The organism is Coleofasciculus sp. E2-BRE-01 (genome assembly GCF_040221695.1).
Taxonomy (GTDB): domain Bacteria; phylum Cyanobacteriota; class Cyanobacteriia; order Cyanobacteriales; family Coleofasciculaceae; genus Coleofasciculus.
The window spans coordinates 14,315-31,360 of sequence record NZ_JAVKEA010000035.1 but is presented as its reverse complement, the minus strand read 5'-3'; the positions used below and the strand labels follow the sequence as shown (position 1 = coordinate 31,360).

The window sequence follows — 17,046 nt, the reverse complement described above, 5'->3', positions numbered from 1 at the left end:
GTGGTAGGTGTTAGGTTTTTTAGCCTCCAACAGACACCCGACATCCGACATCCGACACCCGACATCCGACATCCGACACCCGACACCCGACACCCCACACCCTTGCTCAACCGAGCTTTTCACCTTAAGTTGACGCGGATGGGGAAGAGACCCAACCTACAAATTTAAACCTGAGCTGTTGCCAGTTCAGCTTCAGCCGCAACTGGATAAATGCTCACTTTCTTGCCAGATTTACCCTTTCTCTCAAACGTCACCGTGCCATCAATCAGGGCAAATAGAGTATCATCTTTGCCACGACCAACATTGGTGCCGGGATGAAATTTGGTACCCCGCTGACGCACTAAAATGTTACCGGCTTTGACAACTTGACCGCCAAAGCGTTTAACTCCTAGCCGCTTGGCATTAGAGTCACGACCGTTACGAGTACTACCTGTACCTTTCTTGTGAGCCATAGTCTCCTCTTGTTTTAATGGTGTGAGTAGATTCCTATTTTTATTCTGAAGCAGTTTCCGATGTTGCTTCAGGGGCTGACTCCTCAGCCTCAGTTGGCATTACCTCTACAGGCGTCGCCGGAGTCGATGTTTCTGTGGATTCAGCGCTAGCACCCGCTAACACTGAACCATTCATACTAATAGCATCAACCATCAGACGGGTAACTTCCTGGCGATGTCCCCGCTTTTTGCGGGTTTTCTTCTTCGGCTTCATCTTGTAGACCAGGATTTTGCGATCGCGAAAATGCCGCATTACCGTGCCTTCAACGGTTGCTCCATCAACCCAAGGCTGACCAATGGTGACATCACCATCATTTTCAACCAGCAACACCCGTTCAATCGTAACTTTTTCTTCGGGTTCAACGGGGAGGAGTTCAATGTCGTAAAAACGACCCGGTTCAACTCGTAGTTGTTTTCCGCCTGTCTCAATAATTGCGTAACTCATGGAATTGTCCTTAAATGTAGCCGTACAGGTAGCTAGCTCATTGGTGAGTTGGGACTAACGGATTAGGCTGTTAGGGCTAAAAGTACACAAGCGTGAGTCATATCTAGCTTGCCGTTGTACTCACCATGACAGCTTTTGCCATAATCTTAACTCATGTCGAGAAGCGATTAATCGCTTTTGCTCTAAGGCTTTGAGCCGCTTTTTGTATATCTTGACCTGATCCGAGCAGGAATATACACGTAATTAACTATCATCCCTGATTGACTGGGGACATGTCAATGAATATCCTTATTTTTCTATAGCTGTAGCAAACCTTCGAGTTTTTGTGGTTAAGGTTAGGTTTATCTGGCTCAGACAAAAAAGAATTGCTGATCAATCAGCTTGTACAGGAGGTGAAATACCCAGCTTCCACATCATTCCTAAACTGTTGAAGTCTTTCCTCTAGTTCAACAGTAACGTTTTCTATATGGGTATCACTGCTGAGAGTTGGACGTACACTCTTGGCGATACGAATAAGTTGTGATGCCGCCGATTTTTGTCTTATCCAATCACGAGCTAATCGCGCTGGCTTCAAAATATCTACGTTTTTGCTATCAGATACTTTAGCCCATCCCCCAGCCGTATTCCTAGGTTGGTGTAGGCGTTTCATTTGTACAGGTTGGTATTCCACACCGATAGACAAGCACCAATCTTGCCATTTCAAGGCTAGGATAGTAGGGTGCGTAACGATAGGAATCCAAGGGACGCGGAGTGCATCAGCAACTATCGCGCCATGCATTGCTTCACTGAGCAATATTTCAGTATTGTTAATAGATGACAAAACCTTGTCCGTTGACCAGCTAGGATCGATATAGCCAAATCCAAGTTCTTCGCAGACTGACTTCCAAGCTTCACCAGCGAAATTATAGTGAGGCATATAAGCAAATTTATGTATCTTACGGTTGTTTATCTTAACGAGCCGTCTTAAAAGAATCGCCCCATCTGTTACTGCTAATTCAGTTGGCAAACCAATTGCCTGGGCAGATAGAGGACCGCGAAGGCAGTAAATTTTATAAGACTCATCTATCTCCGGCATTCCCTTTTCCTGACCTGCTCCAGTACTAAAGATTACTCTTTGTTTAGCTCTTGGTGTACGTCTAGGTAGAGCGTCGTTAATCAAAGTACCTAAGCCAACAAATGCTATACTCTCATCCTCATCAAGCACCCCAGGAATGAGTTTTTCCCAAAGCCAAAGATTGAGTTGGTCTCCAAAATTTTGTCTTCCATCAGGATATTTACAATAATAAAGCTTCATTTTTTTAGTCTAGATTGATTATCCAATATTTCTTTGTATTATTGTAGCCTAGGGACTCTAGACTACCAATTATCATCTTTCTCGTACCCTAGTTTAATTAAAACTTCATTATATTTTTGTTTGAAGACATCAATGTGCTTTTCGTTGAAGTGGTTTTTCCAATCTCCTGATACTCCTTTACGATAGTGGCTTTGGACATTTTCTTCACCTGGCTTGCGTCCCCCTGTTTTTTTCTTAAAGTCATTCTCATATATTATACCAAGAATTCTTTCATAAGGAACTGTTGTTAAAGGCAAGTATAAAATGGGTTCTTTAATAATCAATTCCTGAGTTCGTAAGGCACTCATAGCCAGTAGATGACTCCATCTCTCCTTAAATGTCGGACGAGATTTACTTACTAATCCTAAAAATCGAAAAATCTCCACAAAAGTCCTGTACGAATTGGAAGTTAAATCTTCCATTTTAATTTCCATGACATTATCAAGAGCATAATTCCATTCATACATAGCTTGGAATACATTATTGTTAAATTCCATCTCTAATAATAAGCCTTCATTTTTTGAAATCTTTTGTAGTTTTTCTCTTTCTTCTCTTATTCGACTTGATTTATCAGTAGGATGACTATAGAGATGAGAGAAATAACCCGACACAACGATATCTCTCGGATCGCGTATAACATGAAATCCTTTAAAATTATTTAGATCTTTGACATCTTCATGATTAGCATTTGTATAGGAAAAAAAATCAGTTTTCTCTTTCTCTATAAAAGATTTCAAGTCATGATCAAACATCCGGGAATCATAGGCAAAATTGTATTTTAAATTTAGCTCACGACAAAGCTGCTGTAGAATACCCTGAATCCACTGAGTTCCACATTTATGATGTCCAAAAAAGCATAGTAAAGAATTATCATTGTTACGAAAGTTCATTTCAGAAAACCTCCTAATTTTAGGCTTTGGGTAAGTTAACTTTTAATCTATTGAATTAGAGGGAATTTTACTGTCACAGTTATGGCAATAATTTAGGACTAATTCTGCTGATTTATATTTTTGGGACGCATAGACTCATCTACATAGCTCATAATTTTCTCAATTCGATTTTCCCAAGAAAACTGACGTGCAAATTCTATGCTTTCTGGATAGCCTTCTATTTTTCTTGGATAGGTGTTTAAAACATGCTGAATACACTGTGCAAGTGAGGTAGGATTATCAGGTTGACACCAAGCTACAATCATCGGAGATCCCTTAAATCTCATCAGGGGCGGGATTTCCGTTACTACAATGGGAGTGCCAGAAGCCATATACTGAAAAAACTTAACTGGATTTGTAAAATTGGCAGCATCGCCGGAACAATGCGGATGAACTAAAACATCAGCAGCTTGCAACAAACTCACCAATCTACTTCGTGGAAGAATCCAGCCTAATAGTTTAACATTATTAATATTTTTATGGTCAATTATCTGTTGGTAATGACTAACTTGTGACTCTGTTCCACCTGTCAGAGCAAATTGTATTTGGGGTAACTCCTTAGCTGCATCAATTAAATCATCAATCCCTTTAAAACGATGCAATGCTCCTGAATAAACAGCAAGATGTTGGTGTTCATTCGCCAAAAGTTCTTTTCGCCAACTTTCAGCTTCTTCAGGTTGTCTGACTAGAAAGGAGGGATCAAAACCGTTATCGAGCCATACCACTTTCTCTGGAGGCATGCCATGTTGAATCAAGCTTTCGCGGATAATTTCTGACTGAGTTATCGCAATTTGAAAGAAGGGATTGTGAACAATTTCTGGTTCAAAGGGTTTGTCCTGATAGTAGTGACGTTCATAAACCGTGGGAACTCCTTGTTTTACCGCTGTTTTAACAAAGTTCCAATCCCGTGTGTGTACGATTTGAGTATGAGGGCGAATATGTATCGGAAAATAGTATTTGGATAGTAGGGTATTAAAGCTAGTCAATTTCCCACCTTTATCTATAAACCAAGGTTTAGGGAGAAGCGCCACTTGTAGCTTATCTTGAGTATTATAAAATTCTTTAAATTCCTTACTAGGAGGTCTAGGATTGAAAGGCGAAATTAAATTAAGTAAATTTGAATCACTTGAACTTTCATAAGGATAGATTAAAACCGTAGAGTAGCCCAGATTTGCCGCTGCATTGGCACAAAGAACATCATGGATTTCATGGGCTGTACCCGGTTCTAAAGATAACTTTCTACTAAAGTAAATATAATACTTTTTCATAATCTTTCATGATCTATACATTTTGTTAAAATAAAAGAATGCCTATTTTCGGGCAAGCTTAGCACTATTCTCAAATAATTCAATAGTATTGAGGATATTGATAGCTGAACTATAAGATTCTTCTAGTAATTCATTCTCTTCTTCTGGGGTATCTACTAAGTCATCCGCTAACAACCGGATAGAACCGAGCATGGAATTGAGCATGGTTCGGACTTCGTGAGATGCTTTCATTAGAGCCGGATTTGTAGTGGGCGTACCTTGAGGATGTTCAGCAAATTGCATCTGATACAACCGTGCATAATATCCTCCTTTGCGTAAAAGTTCCTCGTGTTTTCCGACTTCCATCACACACCCTTTCTCTAAAACCGCAATTTGATCGGCGTTTTGCACAGTAGAAAGGCGGTGAGCAATAACCAGAGTTGTGCGATCGCGGCTCAATTCCTCCAGCGCTTCTTGCACCAAACGCTCAGAAACCGTATCTAATGCACTCGTAGCTTCGTCCAGAATCAAGATATCCGGATTTTGTAAAATAGCGCGAGCAATAGCAAGGCGCTGACGCTGTCCTCCTGATAATAGCACCCCGCGATCGCCAATCATTGTATTAAACCCCCCAGGGAGTTGTTCGATAAATTCTAAGGCATTCGCCCGTCGTGCTGCTTCAATTACATCTTTTTCGGAAGCATCTGGTCGAGCATAGGCAATATTATCGTGAACCGAGGTATTGAACAAAAACGTATCTTGGCTAACAATTCCCATATTATTACGGAGACTTTTGATATCAAACTCCCGTAAATCGATTCCATCTAGGGTAATACTCCCCTCTGTGGGATCATAAAATCGTGGTAATAAATCTGCTAACGTTGACTTACCGGCACCCGATGCTCCCACTAACGCTAATGTTGTCCCACGAGGTAAGTCTAAATTAACTTCTTTTAACACTACCTTGTTCGGTTGAGTCGGATAGGCAAACGATAGCTGATCAAAATAAATTCCTTTTTTCAATGGATGATAAGGCTGAGAACCCGGCTGCATAAAGGGCTTATTATCATAACGCAAGAAGTCATGTGCTACTTCCACACTGGCTGAACTATTCGCTAAGGAACCCCTGGCTTTATTTAACTGGGAAATTAACGGTAAGAGCCGTTGCAGTAAGATGAGGAAACTTAGTAATACCGCCGATAGAGCCTCTATCTGACTAGCAAAAAATATTCGCCCCATAAACACAATCCCCAGCAAACCGACAATGCTAGTCACTTCACCAACAGGTCCTATGGCTGCATTGTTTGCCTGGGATTGAAAATCCGCCTTTTCGCGATCGCGGATTAGCTTCCGGATTCGTTGATACTCTCTCTCATCATTACCGGTAGATTTAACGAGTCGAATTCCGCTTAACGTTTCTAGCACGGCAATCGAATAAGCTTTTGACAGACTTGATAGCTGTTTACCAAATGCTTTGGCACGACTAATTGAGTATTGATTGACTAATGCAACAATAGCAACTAAAACTGTTGAAGCTAACGTTAATTGCCAGGAAAGAGCCAGTAGCAAGGCGAGAAATACTAGGGCATTCGTCACCGTCACCATCATATTCAGTATGGTGCTGACTTCTCCAGCGGCTCGACCAATTTCTGTACCTAGGCGATTCACTAGATCGCCGACTTTCATGCGAGAGTAAAAATCTATATCTACGTCTAGTAATAATTTCACTCCTGCTTCACGTAAATCACAGGTTATTCGGCGTCTCAACGAACTGGAGGCTAATGTACTGGCATAATTAGAAAGATTTTTTAAAATAATTAGTCCCACAATAGCTCCCGCCATCGCTACCAGTCGATAATTTCCCGGCAGGTTATTAAAGGGAGACATAATCGCCTGGAGAATGGGTGGACCACTTTTTAAATCTAAATCTATACCTAAAAGATTTAAAACGATCGGAGCGATTAGGGCTGTACCAATACCGTTAAATAATCCACCCGATAATCCTAAGAGAACCGTTGTCCCCACTCGAATCGGATATCGTCTAATAACTTTTGATAATAAATTGGAAGCCATAAAGTCTTATTTTTTTAGTAGGATCAATACTTAAAACTATAATTGACTAATCACTTCAGATAGTATATCTGCCATTTTATCTATACTGTAACACTCCATACACCTTTTTCTTGCTTGTTTTCCTCGCTCAATTGCTTCTTGGTAGTTTTGAAATATCCACCGAATTTTATCAGCAATTTGTTCAGGAGAACTGGCATCAACCAGATAACCCGTGTCTCCTAAAATTTCTGGAATGTCGCCAACGCGGGTAGATAAAATTGGTTTACCCATTGCCATCGCATCAGTTAGTTTCAGCGGAAATTGGGCTTTAGCGGCTGGAGTATCTCGCTGAGGAACGACTACAATATGAGCCGCTGCAACGACTTCAGGCATTGCTGATACAGGTAATCTGGGTAGCTTAATAATCCAACGTCCCCATTTTTCCATGAGTTGATGATCATAATCATCATAAGGACTCCCCCCAACAATGACAAGCCTTAAGTCGGACTCATTTAATTGATCCAGCGCGATTAAAACATCTTCTACACCTTTATAAGGGCGTGGCGCTCCTGGAAACATGAGAACTCGATAGTTAGCCAGATCATATCGTTTTCTACTGCTTTCTGGATTATAGTGACTGGGATCGAATACTGTCGTATCTTTGCCTTGAGGTAGATATACACCACCAAACCGTTCTTGCATGAAATGGGTGTGGGTTGTAATCACATCAGCTTGGGAAACTAACCCTTCGGTCAACCTTAAATAAACAGGATGATTCGGATTTCTAAGAGCGCCTTCGGGTTTTAAAATGTCTCTAGCGAATTGTTTTATGCTAGGACGGTATGCCCAATCATCACCTCCATACCAACTTAACTCCCAATCGTCTATATCTAAGAGAACAGGGCATCGGGTTTTAAATTTTTGAATAAGAGCAACACCAAAACTTGTTGGTTTTAATTTGCTGGCATAAATAATATTGCCTTGAATAGTCTTAATTAGAGTATTAATTGAAATAATAAATTTTGGATAATTATAAGCGGGAATTGTAATAATAGGAATTTCAGAATGCGGAATATCGAGACTCTGCTCGTGGGGAACAAATCCTATAACTTCGACTTCATAATTGAGTTTCTTGAGAGCTTTATACAATAAAAAAGGTCGCACGGCACCGCCCCACCTGCCAGATCCACTGCTCGATAAGTCACTGACAACTAATGAAATCTTTCGCTTGGGTTTCAACACGTTGGTCTTTTTTAACTGATCCACTGTAGTCGTCCCATTTGCCGTTCATCCAAAACCAGATTGATATAACTACGTTCCTCTTCGGTAACTTTATAGTCAGAAAGCATCGTAGTCACCAACTGAAGATACTCCCAACGGCTCAATTGACCTGTATCGAGAATCCGATCAACAATTGAGGCGATCGCGGGACTAGAGGGGCGTTGAATAGTTACTGCCATGGGCGGTTAGTCTTTTTTAGCGGTGACCTAGATTTTCGACTACGATAGCCTAGTTAACCGAGGTTCGTCATCTCAAGCTGAGTGAGCGGCAGTAGAGATAGGATGAAGGTTAAAGGCTCTTGAGTATTTCCATTCTAATCTAATGCCTATTGACACGATTTGCCATTGAGGTAGTTTATCTGTCGAATAGGGAAAATGATTGATAGCAGACTTTTTTGAGGAGGAACGATTTAATATGCAAGTCCATCGACTACCAGTCCTTTCAGATAACTATATCTTTTTGCTGCATGAACCTGAACAGAACATTGCTGCTGTGGTTGATCCAGCCGAGGCTCAACCTGTATTACAGCATCTGGAAAAACTGGATGCCGAGTTAGTAACAATTTTTAACACTCATCATCATTGGGATCATGTGGGTGGAAATCAAGAATTAATTCAGCGATATCCCGATGTCTGTGTCTATGGCGGAACCCACGATCGTGGCAGAATTCCGGGACAACAGGTATTTTTACAAGAGGGAGACGAGGTTCAGTTTAGCGATCGCACGGCTGAAGTCTTTTTTGTTCCCGGTCATACTAGCGGACATATTGCCTACTATTTTCCCCCTGTCACCAGTGATGATGTGGGTGAATTATTTTGTGGTGACACCATATTTGCCGGAGGATGTGGCAGGCTTTTTGAAGGGACACCCAAACAAATGGTTGATTCCTTGAGTAAGCTACGAAGGTTACCGGACAACACCCGTATCTGGTGCGCCCATGAATACACCCTAAAGAATCTTAAATTTGCCCAAACCGTTGATCCCAACAACCCAGACTTACAAAGCCGCTATACTGACGTTGAAGCGGCTCGTCGTCGAAAAGAGGCAACAGTCCCCTCCTTACTGAGCGTCGAAAAACTGACGAATCCCTTTTTGCGCTGGGAACAACCGACACTGCAAGAAGCGGTCAACAGTACAGAACCCGTGCAAACCTTTGCCCGATTGCGGGGAATGAAGGATCAGTTTTAACCCAGTAGAGACGTAGCATGCTACGTCTCTACACCACGAGTTGCACTCGGATAGCAAATTTTCGTATGATTGAAATTCTGAGTGAGCATCAGTATCTAAGTTAAATAGCCCGTACCCAAAAAAGACAATGGCAAAACGTGTACAGTTAGTTTTAAATCAAGACGTTAGGAAGTTAGGCAAATCCGGCGAACTGGTGGACGTCGCTCCTGGCTATGCTCGTAATTATTTAATTCCCCATGGGATTGGAACCTTAGCCACTGCTGGTATTCTTAAGCAAGTTGAGCGGCGTAAAGAACAAGAGCGACAACGTTTACTCGAAGAAAAGCAGCAAGCTGAAGCCCGTAAGACAGCATTAGAAACCATAGGTCGCTTTACCATCCGCAAGCAAGTCGGTGAACAAGAGGCAATCTTTGGTACGGTTACGGCAGCTGATGTAGCAGAAGCCATTCAAGAAACCACAAACCAAGAGGTAGATCGTCGGGGAATCACGCTTCCCGATATCAGCAAGCTCGGTTTCTACAAAGCACAAGTCAAACTGCATCCAGAAGTTACGGCGGTTATAGAAATTCACGTTGCTCCGATGTAGAGACGTAGCATGCTACGTCTCCGGATGTAGGGGCGGGTTTTACCGATAACAGTTTGGCACTGTCCCGATAACCTAACTAAACCCGCCCTTCCAGGGGAACCAGGAAAGAGGAAATTAAATTAGAGTTACCTGCAAGTAGTATGAACCTTACAGCCCTCCGCTCCCCCGCTCCCCTGCTCCCCTACCCTCTGGTTGTACTCGCTATCTCTGGCGATGGCTTCAAACTTTAACCTTTCAATCATCCCTAGCTCTGTACCGCCTCAAAACATCGAGGCGGAGGAGTCTATTTTGGGTGGGATCATGCTTGATCCTGAAGCAATGAGTCGAGTGGTAGATTTATTATCTCCAGAAGCCTTTTACGTTAGCGCTCACCAAGAAATCTATAGATCTGCCTTTATTCTGCACCATGAAGGTAAGCCAACGGATTTCATGAGCGTTACCTCTTGGTTGTATGACCATAAATTATTAGACAAGGTGGGGGGTCAGAGCAAGATAGCGCAGTTAATTGAACGCACGGTGTCAGCCGTGAATATTGACCGCTACGCGGCGTTGGTGATGGATAAGTACCTGCGCCGTCAACTTATCCAATCGGGAAATGAGATTGTTCAATTGGGTTACGAGACACCGATGGCGTTGGACTTTGTTCTTGAGCAAGCGGAACAGAAAATTTTCAATTTGACCCAGGTGCGTCCACAACAAGGGTTAGTGCCAATCTCTGAGACATTAATTCAAGCCTTTCAGGAAATCGAAACGCTTCATGAAGGACTTGCCTTACCCGGTATACCCTCTAATTTCTATGACTTGGATGCGATAACGGGTGGGTTTGGGCGTTCTGATTTAATTATTGTGGCGGGAAGACCCTCAATGGGTAAAACTAGCTTTGCGTTGGCTATGGCTCGCAATATTGCTAACAGATTTCCTGTCGCAATTTTTAGTTTAGAAATGTCCAAGGCGCAATTAGTCCAGCGGCTTTTATCCAGCGAGGCGGGCATTGAAAGTAACTATTTGCGAACGGGGCGAATTACTCAAAATCAATGGGAACCCCTCTCCCATGCGCTGGGAACGTTATCAGAATTACCCATTTATATCGAGGATACGCCTAACCCCACCGTTATGCAGATGCGATCAAATCTGCGGCGTCTCCAGGCAGAACAAGGGGGAACGCTGGGATTGGTATTGATCGATTACTTGCAGTTAATGGAAGGGAGTGGTAGTGAAAATCGAGTCCAAGAACTGTCTCGGATTACCCGTTCTCTCAAAGGGTTAGCCCGCGAACTGAATACTCCTGTGATTGCCTTATCTCAGCTTAGTCGAGGGGTAGAGGCGCGGACGAATAAGCGACCGATGATGTCTGATTTGAGAGAGTCGGGTTCGATTGAGCAAGATGCGGACTTAGTGATTATGTTGTACCGGGATGAGTATTACCATCCGGATACGCCTGATCAAGGGATCACAGAAGTGATTATTACCAAACATCGCAATGGTCCCATTGGTGTCGTGAAGTTGATTTTCGACCCTCAGTATACTCGCTTCCGCAATCTTGCCAATCCCAATCAGTGATTATTTTGTCATTCGTCATTCGTCATTCGTCATTCGTCATTCGTCATTCGTCTTATGTCTCACCAGCCGCCTTGGGTTTAAACCCAAGGCTAAAAGCTGAAGCTAAAAGCTTAAGTCAGCTAATTTTTAGTAATTCCACATCAAAAATTAGAGTCGCGTTAGGCGGAATCACGCCACCTGCACCACGGGAGCCATACCCCAATTCCGGGGGAATGATCAGCCGACGACGTCCGCCCACTTTCATCGTGGCAACGCCTTCATCCCAGCCTTTGATCACCCGTCCTGCACCGAGTTTAAAGGAAAAGGGACGGTTGCGATCGCGGGAACTATCAAACTTGGTGCCATCCTCTAGGGTTCCGGTATAGTGAACCACAACGGTTTGACCTTTTTGGGGTTGTGCGCCTTCACCTTCTTTGAGTTCGATATATTTCAAACCCGATGGTGTGGTTACAACCTCCTGCTCGGTGTTCTGTTCCTCAGTTGAATCCGTACTCATAGCAATTGATTGATTTTCAGGGATTGGTTTAGCCTGGGTAACTTGGGTTAGGGGTTGAGGTTGGGTTGGGTTGAGTTCGTCGGCGGTTGCACTCCCACCGCTGAGTTGAGTCATGACCAACAACAATCCACAGGCAACAATAACACCTAAGCTGATTAGAATATCTCTCAAAATCTATCCTCCTATTCAATGTTTGATTAACGCCACAGCTTATTTTCTAGATCCCGCACTTGACGTTCCAACCTATCAATGCGCCCCCGCAATTCATCCACTTCCGTTTGCCGAGGCACACCTAACTCCTGCAACAGATGCCGTAGCTGTCGTTCCATGTTGACTTCAAAGTTACCTTGTTCCGATTTGATCTGCTGCACCATATCATCAACGAATCCTTGGGCTTGCTCTGGATTAATTTTTCCATCTTTTACCCATTCATCACTAACTTCTCGTAGTTTGTCTGCAACCATTGAGGTTGTGCCTACACCAACCATCAATAACTGCTTCAGCCAATCTCTATTATCCATACGCTGTTCCTGTAACTCGGTGCTAACCCCAGGATAGGGGAAGGGAGGTTGATTCCAACCCCCAGTTCCATTTTGTGCTATCTTGCCCACAACTGCTGCCGTATTTACCCGCCTAAAGCGAGAAGCAGGGGCAGAAAAGCGACTATCTTTGACTTGAAATTGGTATGATTCAACCGTTTGCACAGTAACCGATCAAGCGTCTTATATGGTAATTGAGTATCTTAAAATTAGAGTCTCGCCCGAACTTCGGGAAACCTTTATTCAGAAAGATGCCGAAATCTGGACATCGATGCTGGCTCGCTGTCCGGGATTTATCAGCAAAGAAGTCTGGATTGAGCCAGAAACACCCACCGAAGTCATCCTGATCATTCGTTGGACAAGCCGTGAACAGTGGAAAGCTGTTCCACAAGAGCAGTTGGAGGGAACCCAACAGCAGTTCGAGCAGGAGTTTGGCAAAGCGTATCAGATGATTCAGGCGAGTGAATATCAAGTGAGAAAATTCCCCCAAACCCCCATTAGTTAACTGGGTGTTTGGGGGTGGATAAGTCCCTCGCTATAAATAAGGGCGATTTAAAACAACGTAGTTGTTGCGCCCGACATTTTAGCGACGGGATACAGACACCCCCAAGCTGATTTTATCCGGTCAAACAGGCGTAAAATCAGCAAAGGATATAGGTTTATCGACCACTAATTCTGTGTTATAATTAGTGGCATGACTCTGATCATGAACTACTGCTACCGAATTTATCCCGACGCCACCCAAGAGCAAACAATGCTGCATTGGTTGGAGATTTCTCGCAAGGTATACAACTATGCTTTGCGGGAAATCAAGGATTGGGTGAATTCGCGTAAGTGTAGTCTGGACTATTGTTCTAGGACGCGAGAATACATCATTCCAGCCGACAAGCCATTTCCCACCTACTACAACCAGCAAAACGCACTTCCCAAGGCCAAGAAAGAATTCCCATTGCTCGGAGAAGCTCCTTCTCAAGTTCTGCAAACTACGATTCGGAGATTGCACGACGCTTGGAATTATTTCCAACAGAGGGGGTTTGGCTTTCCACGCTTCAAGAAGTTTGGACAAATGAAGTCCATGCTGTTCCCTCAATTCAAGACCAACCCAATTACCGGATGGCAAATCAACCTTCCTAAAGTGGGGAAGATGTCCATCAACTTGCACCGACCTATCCCAGAAGGATTTGTACTCAAGCAAGCACGGGTATTGAGGAAAGCAGATAGATGGGAAGTAGTAGTCACGATAGAGTCTCCCGACTCGATACCTGAAGCTCAACCTCACGGGAATGCCATTGGTATCGACTTGGGATTGGAGAAATTCCTGACAACTTCGGATAGAGAGTTTATCGCTAGACCCCGATTCCTGACATCCTTGTACCGCGAGCTGGAATTGCTGCAACGCAAGTATGCCAGAACGAAAAAGGGTTCATCAAACCGCGAAAAGGCTCGAATTAAGGTTGCCAGATTCCACAACCACATCACCAGCGTTCGGAAAGATTGGCAGTTCAAACTGGCTAACCATCTGTGTACCAAAGAAGGTATCGGGATGGTGTTTGTTGAGGACTTGAACTTGAAAGCGATGTCCAGGGGTATGCTGAGAAAGCATACTCTCGATGCGGCTTTTGGTCAGTTTCTCAACTTGCTCGAATGGGTAGCCAAAAAGCATCAAGTCTACTTCCAGAGAGTCAATCCAGATGGAACCTCTCAAACCTGTCCTAAGTGCAACACGCATACAGGGAAGAAAGAGCTTTCCGAACGGATTCATAAATGTGATGAATGTGGATACGAAACGGATAGAGATCATGCAGCATCAGAAGTAATTAGGTTGCGTGGTCTAAAACTTATCAGTACGCAGGGACTCTGCGGAATAGAAAACGCCTATGTAGTCGGTCTGCCGGGGATGGAGATAACTTCATCTAGGTCAGAGGCGAAACCTCGTAAGAGAAAAACTAGGAATGCCAATTCGTGAGGTTTGGAAGCCCACACCATAATCTTCGATTTGGTGTGGGAGGATGTCACCGTTAGACCTGATGCCCAATTGTCCCCGTTGCCATCAATCTATCACTAATCGAGAAATTACTTGTCCTCATTGTGGCATGATTCTCAAAGCCTACGGTCATCCGGGTATTACCTTACACCGAGCCGTGGAACAGGAGTATTTGTGTCAAACCTGTCTCTATCATGTTGATGATACTTGTACGTTTCCTCAACGTCCTTATGCCAAGGAATGTACCCTTTACACGGATAAAGACCAGTCTCCGCTCGAACCTGAGCCGATTTATATGCCGCGTCGTACTCTCTTACAAGCGGCAAAATTGTGGTGTCAGCGTCACCCAGCCGTAGTCGGGTTACTGGGATTGCTTGCCGTTAGTATCCTGTTTACCTTACTCTCTAACTCCTGATCCGTCACGCTTTGAATTATATATATGCTGAGCGGTTGTAGACGCGGAGCGGCTTCCCGTAGGGTAACCGCAGCTACACAAACCAAACCCGCCTGCGCGGGTTTTCAATATTTCATATCATGTCCCTACGATTGCCCATAATTGCAATGCTGCAATAACAGGGGTTTCAGGCGTTTTTATTAGGGGTGTTTGACCGGACATGATATCATTAGTCCGCGTAGGCGGACTTTGTTTGTCTAGCTGCGATTTTAATCGCCGGGACTTATTCTATCTTTCCCCTATTGCCTATTGCCTATTGCCTATTTGTTCCTGTGTTTACGACCCAAATAAAAACGCTATACAATTGTGCGAGTTGCGGAATATCCGATTCTTGTCCCATCCGAATCGTCCTGTTTCTTCGCCCGTTGTGCCAATTGAAATCGGTGCAAAATTAGGTCACCGTCGCGGCTGTCTCGTCCGTCTCTGTTGTCAGTAAGTGGTCTTCTGAAGGCTGCTCAATTGATTGGTCTTTTTCGGTACACACATCCAAATTAAACCAGAAGGTTGTACCAATCCCCACTTCACTAACTAAATAAACTCGGCTGTGATGTTTTTCAACAATATTGCGGACAATAGAAAGACCTAAACCTGTTCCTTCCAGAGTATGAACTCGATTCTCAACGCGGAAAAAGCGATCAAAAATGTTTTCTTGATCCTCCCAATCAATCCCAATACCTGTATCAGAAATTTCCACCCGAACTTGGGGAATTTCATCCGGATGATTGGGATTGGGTTCTAGGGGATAGGCACGAATCGCTACTCGTCCACCGGATTCGGTGAATTTCAGTGCGTTGCCTACTAAGTTATCAAAGACTTGCAGCAATAAGTCATAATGCCCTAACACGGGAGGCAATTTAGGCGAAATTTCATGTACCAGTTCAATCCCTTTATCCCGGGCATTAAGCTGGTAGGTGCGGAGGGTTTGCTCCACGGGTCCAGCAATATCTACGGGTTCAAAGTGATAAATGCGGCAAGATGTCTCCAGTCTGGACAAATCTAAAACATCATTAACCAAACGAGTTAAACGGTCCGTTTCTCGATTCGCCGTTTCCAGAAATTCTTGCCGTTCTACCTCGCTCAGGTCTTCGCCGTATTCGTGTAGGGTTTCGATGAATGATTTGATGTTAAATAACGGCGTTCTCAGTTCGTGAGAAACATTGCTAATAAACTGACTCTTTGCCTCATTCAGTTCAACCTCACGGGTAATATCCTGCACCGTCATGGCAATACCTTTAATGCTCTCGCGGTATTGGTCAAACACCCGCGTCAGCAGAATCCGAACAGTACGCAGTGTGGGTTCAGTCAGGGTAATACGGAACTCCTCTCCTTCCCGTTCCGCCGTCGTTTCGCCGCCAGCAATTTGATACAGGGGTCGCGTCAGTTCTAGGGTGACGGCTGTCGGTAGATGATGCAGCACGTTTTCACCAACCAGGGTATGACCATCCCAGCCAAAAATACGCCGTGCGGTTGGGTTGACCAAAATCACGTTCAATGTGGTATCGAGCAATACAGCACCATCTGCGATCGTAGATACCAAAGTTTCCAGTTTGGCTTTTTCTGCGGTCAATTCCTCAATATTTTGTTCTTCATAACGCTCTAAGCGTTCTGCCATTTCGTTGAAGCTGGAAATCAGTTCTCCCAGTTCTCCACCCAGGGGTAAGTCAATGCGCTGCTTGAAGTTCCCTGCAGCAATATTTTTCACACCCGTGAGCAACTCTTTAATTGGTTGAGTAATTGTCAAGGCATTAAATACGGCACCCAGAATCACCATCACCCAAATCGAGATAAACACAGCAATGGTGACATCCCGCGTCAAATTTGAAGAGGCGACAACCGTGGGATTGGGGTTAATGCCAATGGCTAAAACGCCAAGATAGTTCCCTTCATGGGTGAGTGGGACAAAAACATCCGTCACTTCCCCATCTGGGGTGACATGCTGCCGAACCATCGGTAGGTCGGAGTTTTTGGCGTAGTCTTCGGGAAGCTGAATCCGGCGTCGAATGGAGAGAGAATTGTGGACTTCCGATTCAGAAAAGGGGATGCCGAAGAAAATTCTGCCATCCTCATCCGCGTAAATCATATAGCGCACACTAGAGGTACTGCTATAAAAACGGTGAGAAAAGCGAGCGACTTCAGTAAGATTGTTTTCGGCAATCTGAGGGGCGACATTCGCCGCCAGCAGTAGACCTAAATCCCGACCAAAACGAGTGTCGTTCACTCGGGCGTCTTGTTGAATCGTGTTGACTGCCCAAAAGGTCAAGCCACTCATAATCAGGGAGACGGCTAAGGTCGCCGCCGCCATTAATCGGGTCTGGAGAGTAAACTCCGACCACCATCGTCCCAGTATCTCTCGGAAGGTTTTCAGCAAAGCCAGTAAAATTAGTCGATCAGCATTAAACGGAATTACCTTAATTTATCTTAATTCTCTCAAAAATTCAGGCGTTGAGCAAGGAGAGGGGGA

17 protein-coding genes are annotated in these 17,046 nt (G+C 44.0%); 6 read left to right on the top strand and 11 right to left on the bottom strand.

The window, feature by feature from the left end; translation table 11 throughout:
- Positions 1 to 164: 164 nt before the first annotated feature.
- From rpmA to RIG66_RS04275, 8 genes are all read right to left on the bottom strand, one after another.
- Entirely contained in the window at positions 165 to 452 is a 288-nt protein-coding gene (gene rpmA, locus RIG66_RS04310; protein WP_446339739.1) for a 50S ribosomal protein L27, read from the bottom strand.
- Between the two features lie 40 nt (positions 453 to 492).
- A complete protein-coding gene (rplU, locus tag RIG66_RS04305) occupies positions 493 to 936 on the bottom strand; it encodes a 50S ribosomal protein L21 (protein ID WP_446375539.1) in 444 nt (147 codons plus the stop codon).
- 376 nt (positions 937 to 1,312) lie between these two features.
- Positions 1,313 to 2,230, bottom strand: coding sequence for a polysaccharide pyruvyl transferase family protein (locus tag RIG66_RS04300; protein WP_446375537.1), 918 nt, complete (start codon positions 2,228 to 2,230; stop codon positions 1,313 to 1,315).
- A 62-nt stretch (positions 2,231 to 2,292) separates the two neighbouring features.
- Positions 2,293 to 3,159, bottom strand: coding sequence for a sulfotransferase domain-containing protein (locus RIG66_RS04295; RefSeq protein WP_446375535.1), 867 nt, complete (start codon positions 3,157 to 3,159; stop codon positions 2,293 to 2,295).
- A gap of 98 nt (positions 3,160 to 3,257) precedes the next feature.
- Entirely contained in the window at positions 3,258 to 4,466 is a 1,209-nt protein-coding gene (locus tag RIG66_RS04290; protein WP_446375533.1) for a glycosyltransferase, read from the bottom strand.
- A 42-nt stretch (positions 4,467 to 4,508) separates the two neighbouring features.
- Positions 4,509 to 6,518, bottom strand: coding sequence for an ABC transporter ATP-binding protein (locus RIG66_RS04285; protein ID WP_446375531.1), 2,010 nt, complete (start codon positions 6,516 to 6,518; stop codon positions 4,509 to 4,511).
- Positions 6,519 to 6,554: 36 nt separating this feature from the next.
- On the bottom strand, positions 6,555 to 7,763 hold the full coding sequence (locus RIG66_RS04280) for a glycosyltransferase family 4 protein (RefSeq protein ID WP_446375529.1): 1,209 nt from the start codon (positions 7,761 to 7,763) through the stop codon (positions 6,555 to 6,557).
- Positions 7,751 to 7,957, bottom strand: coding sequence for a hypothetical protein (locus RIG66_RS04275; protein ID WP_446375527.1), 207 nt, complete (start codon positions 7,955 to 7,957; stop codon positions 7,751 to 7,753). The genes RIG66_RS04280 and RIG66_RS04275 overlap by 13 nt, the downstream gene beginning before the upstream one ends.
- A 235-nt stretch (positions 7,958 to 8,192) precedes the next feature.
- On the opposite strand from RIG66_RS04275, the gene gloB reads away from it, so the two are divergent.
- The 3 genes from gloB (at position 8,193) to dnaB (ending at position 11,112) form a co-directional block, all read left to right on the top strand.
- A complete protein-coding gene (gene gloB, locus RIG66_RS04270) occupies positions 8,193 to 8,966 on the top strand; it encodes a hydroxyacylglutathione hydrolase (protein ID WP_446375525.1) in 774 nt (257 codons plus the stop codon).
- Positions 8,967 to 9,093: 127 nt separating this feature from the next.
- Complete coding sequence (gene rplI, locus RIG66_RS04265; RefSeq protein ID WP_006103244.1) at positions 9,094 to 9,552, top strand: 50S ribosomal protein L9; 459 nt, start codon at positions 9,094 to 9,096, stop codon at positions 9,550 to 9,552.
- Positions 9,553 to 9,765: 213 nt separating this feature from the next.
- The gene (dnaB, locus tag RIG66_RS04260; protein WP_446375523.1) at positions 9,766 to 11,112 is read left to right on the top strand and encodes a replicative DNA helicase; all 1,347 of its coding nucleotides are present in this window, start codon (positions 9,766 to 9,768) and stop codon (positions 11,110 to 11,112) included.
- Positions 11,113 to 11,227: 115 nt separating this feature from the next.
- On the opposite strand, the gene RIG66_RS04255 is transcribed toward dnaB, so the two are convergent.
- Both RIG66_RS04255 and RIG66_RS04250 read right to left on the bottom strand, forming a co-directional pair.
- Complete coding sequence (locus tag RIG66_RS04255; RefSeq protein WP_446375522.1) at positions 11,228 to 11,779, bottom strand: FKBP-type peptidyl-prolyl cis-trans isomerase; 552 nt, start codon at positions 11,777 to 11,779, stop codon at positions 11,228 to 11,230.
- 26 nt (positions 11,780 to 11,805) lie between these two features.
- Entirely contained in the window at positions 11,806 to 12,129 is a 324-nt protein-coding gene (locus RIG66_RS04250) for a phasin family protein (RefSeq protein WP_044209078.1), read from the bottom strand.
- Between the two features lie 205 nt (positions 12,130 to 12,334).
- Between RIG66_RS04250 and RIG66_RS04245 the strand changes: the two genes are divergently transcribed.
- The 3 genes from RIG66_RS04245 (at position 12,335) to RIG66_RS04235 (ending at position 14,546) form a co-directional block, all read left to right on the top strand.
- Entirely contained in the window at positions 12,335 to 12,652 is a 318-nt protein-coding gene (locus RIG66_RS04245) for a TIGR03792 family protein (RefSeq protein WP_446375520.1), read from the top strand.
- 201 nt (positions 12,653 to 12,853) lie between these two features.
- Entirely contained in the window at positions 12,854 to 14,113 is a 1,260-nt protein-coding gene (locus tag RIG66_RS04240; protein ID WP_446375518.1) for an RNA-guided endonuclease InsQ/TnpB family protein, read from the top strand.
- Between the two features lie 61 nt (positions 14,114 to 14,174).
- A complete protein-coding gene (locus tag RIG66_RS04235) occupies positions 14,175 to 14,546 on the top strand; it encodes a hypothetical protein (protein ID WP_446375544.1) in 372 nt (123 codons plus the stop codon).
- A gap of 430 nt (positions 14,547 to 14,976) precedes the next feature.
- Here RIG66_RS04235 and nblS read toward each other — a convergent pair whose 3' ends face one another.
- The gene (gene nblS / locus RIG66_RS04230; protein ID WP_446375542.1) at positions 14,977 to 16,887 is read right to left on the bottom strand and encodes a two-component system sensor histidine kinase NblS; all 1,911 of its coding nucleotides are present in this window, start codon (positions 16,885 to 16,887) and stop codon (positions 14,977 to 14,979) included.
- Positions 16,888 to 17,046: the final 159 nt, after the last annotated feature.

What these genes read in the sequence shown, in the direction of transcription:
- rpmA (WP_446339739.1), bottom strand. Translation starts at nt 452, where the DNA reads ATGGCTCACAAGAAAGGTACAGGTAGTACTCGTAACGGTCGTGACTCT.
- rplU (WP_446375539.1), bottom strand. Translation starts at nt 936, where the DNA reads ATGAGTTACGCAATTATTGAGACAGGCGGAAAACAACTACGAGTTGAA.
- RIG66_RS04300 (WP_446375537.1), bottom strand. Translation starts at nt 2,230, where the DNA reads ATGAAGCTTTATTATTGTAAATATCCTGATGGAAGACAAAATTTTGGA.
- RIG66_RS04295 (WP_446375535.1), bottom strand. Translation starts at nt 3,159, where the DNA reads ATGAACTTTCGTAACAATGATAATTCTTTACTATGCTTTTTTGGACAT.
- RIG66_RS04290 (WP_446375533.1), bottom strand. Translation starts at nt 4,466, where the DNA reads ATGAAAAAGTATTATATTTACTTTAGTAGAAAGTTATCTTTAGAACCG.
- RIG66_RS04285 (WP_446375531.1), bottom strand. Translation starts at nt 6,518, where the DNA reads ATGGCTTCCAATTTATTATCAAAAGTTATTAGACGATATCCGATTCGA.
- RIG66_RS04275 (WP_446375527.1), bottom strand. Translation starts at nt 7,957, where the DNA reads ATGGCAGTAACTATTCAACGCCCCTCTAGTCCCGCGATCGCCTCAATT.
- gloB (WP_446375525.1), top strand. Translation starts at nt 8,193, where the DNA reads ATGCAAGTCCATCGACTACCAGTCCTTTCAGATAACTATATCTTTTTG.
- rplI (WP_006103244.1), top strand. Translation starts at nt 9,094, where the DNA reads ATGGCAAAACGTGTACAGTTAGTTTTAAATCAAGACGTTAGGAAGTTA.
- dnaB (WP_446375523.1), top strand. Translation starts at nt 9,766, where the DNA reads ATGGCTTCAAACTTTAACCTTTCAATCATCCCTAGCTCTGTACCGCCT.
- RIG66_RS04250 (WP_044209078.1), bottom strand. Translation starts at nt 12,129, where the DNA reads ATGGATAATAGAGATTGGCTGAAGCAGTTATTGATGGTTGGTGTAGGC.
- RIG66_RS04245 (WP_446375520.1), top strand. Translation starts at nt 12,335, where the DNA reads ATGGTAATTGAGTATCTTAAAATTAGAGTCTCGCCCGAACTTCGGGAA.
- RIG66_RS04240 (WP_446375518.1), top strand. Translation starts at nt 12,854, where the DNA reads ATGAACTACTGCTACCGAATTTATCCCGACGCCACCCAAGAGCAAACA.
- RIG66_RS04235 (WP_446375544.1), top strand. Translation starts at nt 14,175, where the DNA reads ATGCCCAATTGTCCCCGTTGCCATCAATCTATCACTAATCGAGAAATT.
- nblS (WP_446375542.1), bottom strand. Translation starts at nt 16,887, where the DNA reads ATGGCGGCGGCGACCTTAGCCGTCTCCCTGATTATGAGTGGCTTGACC.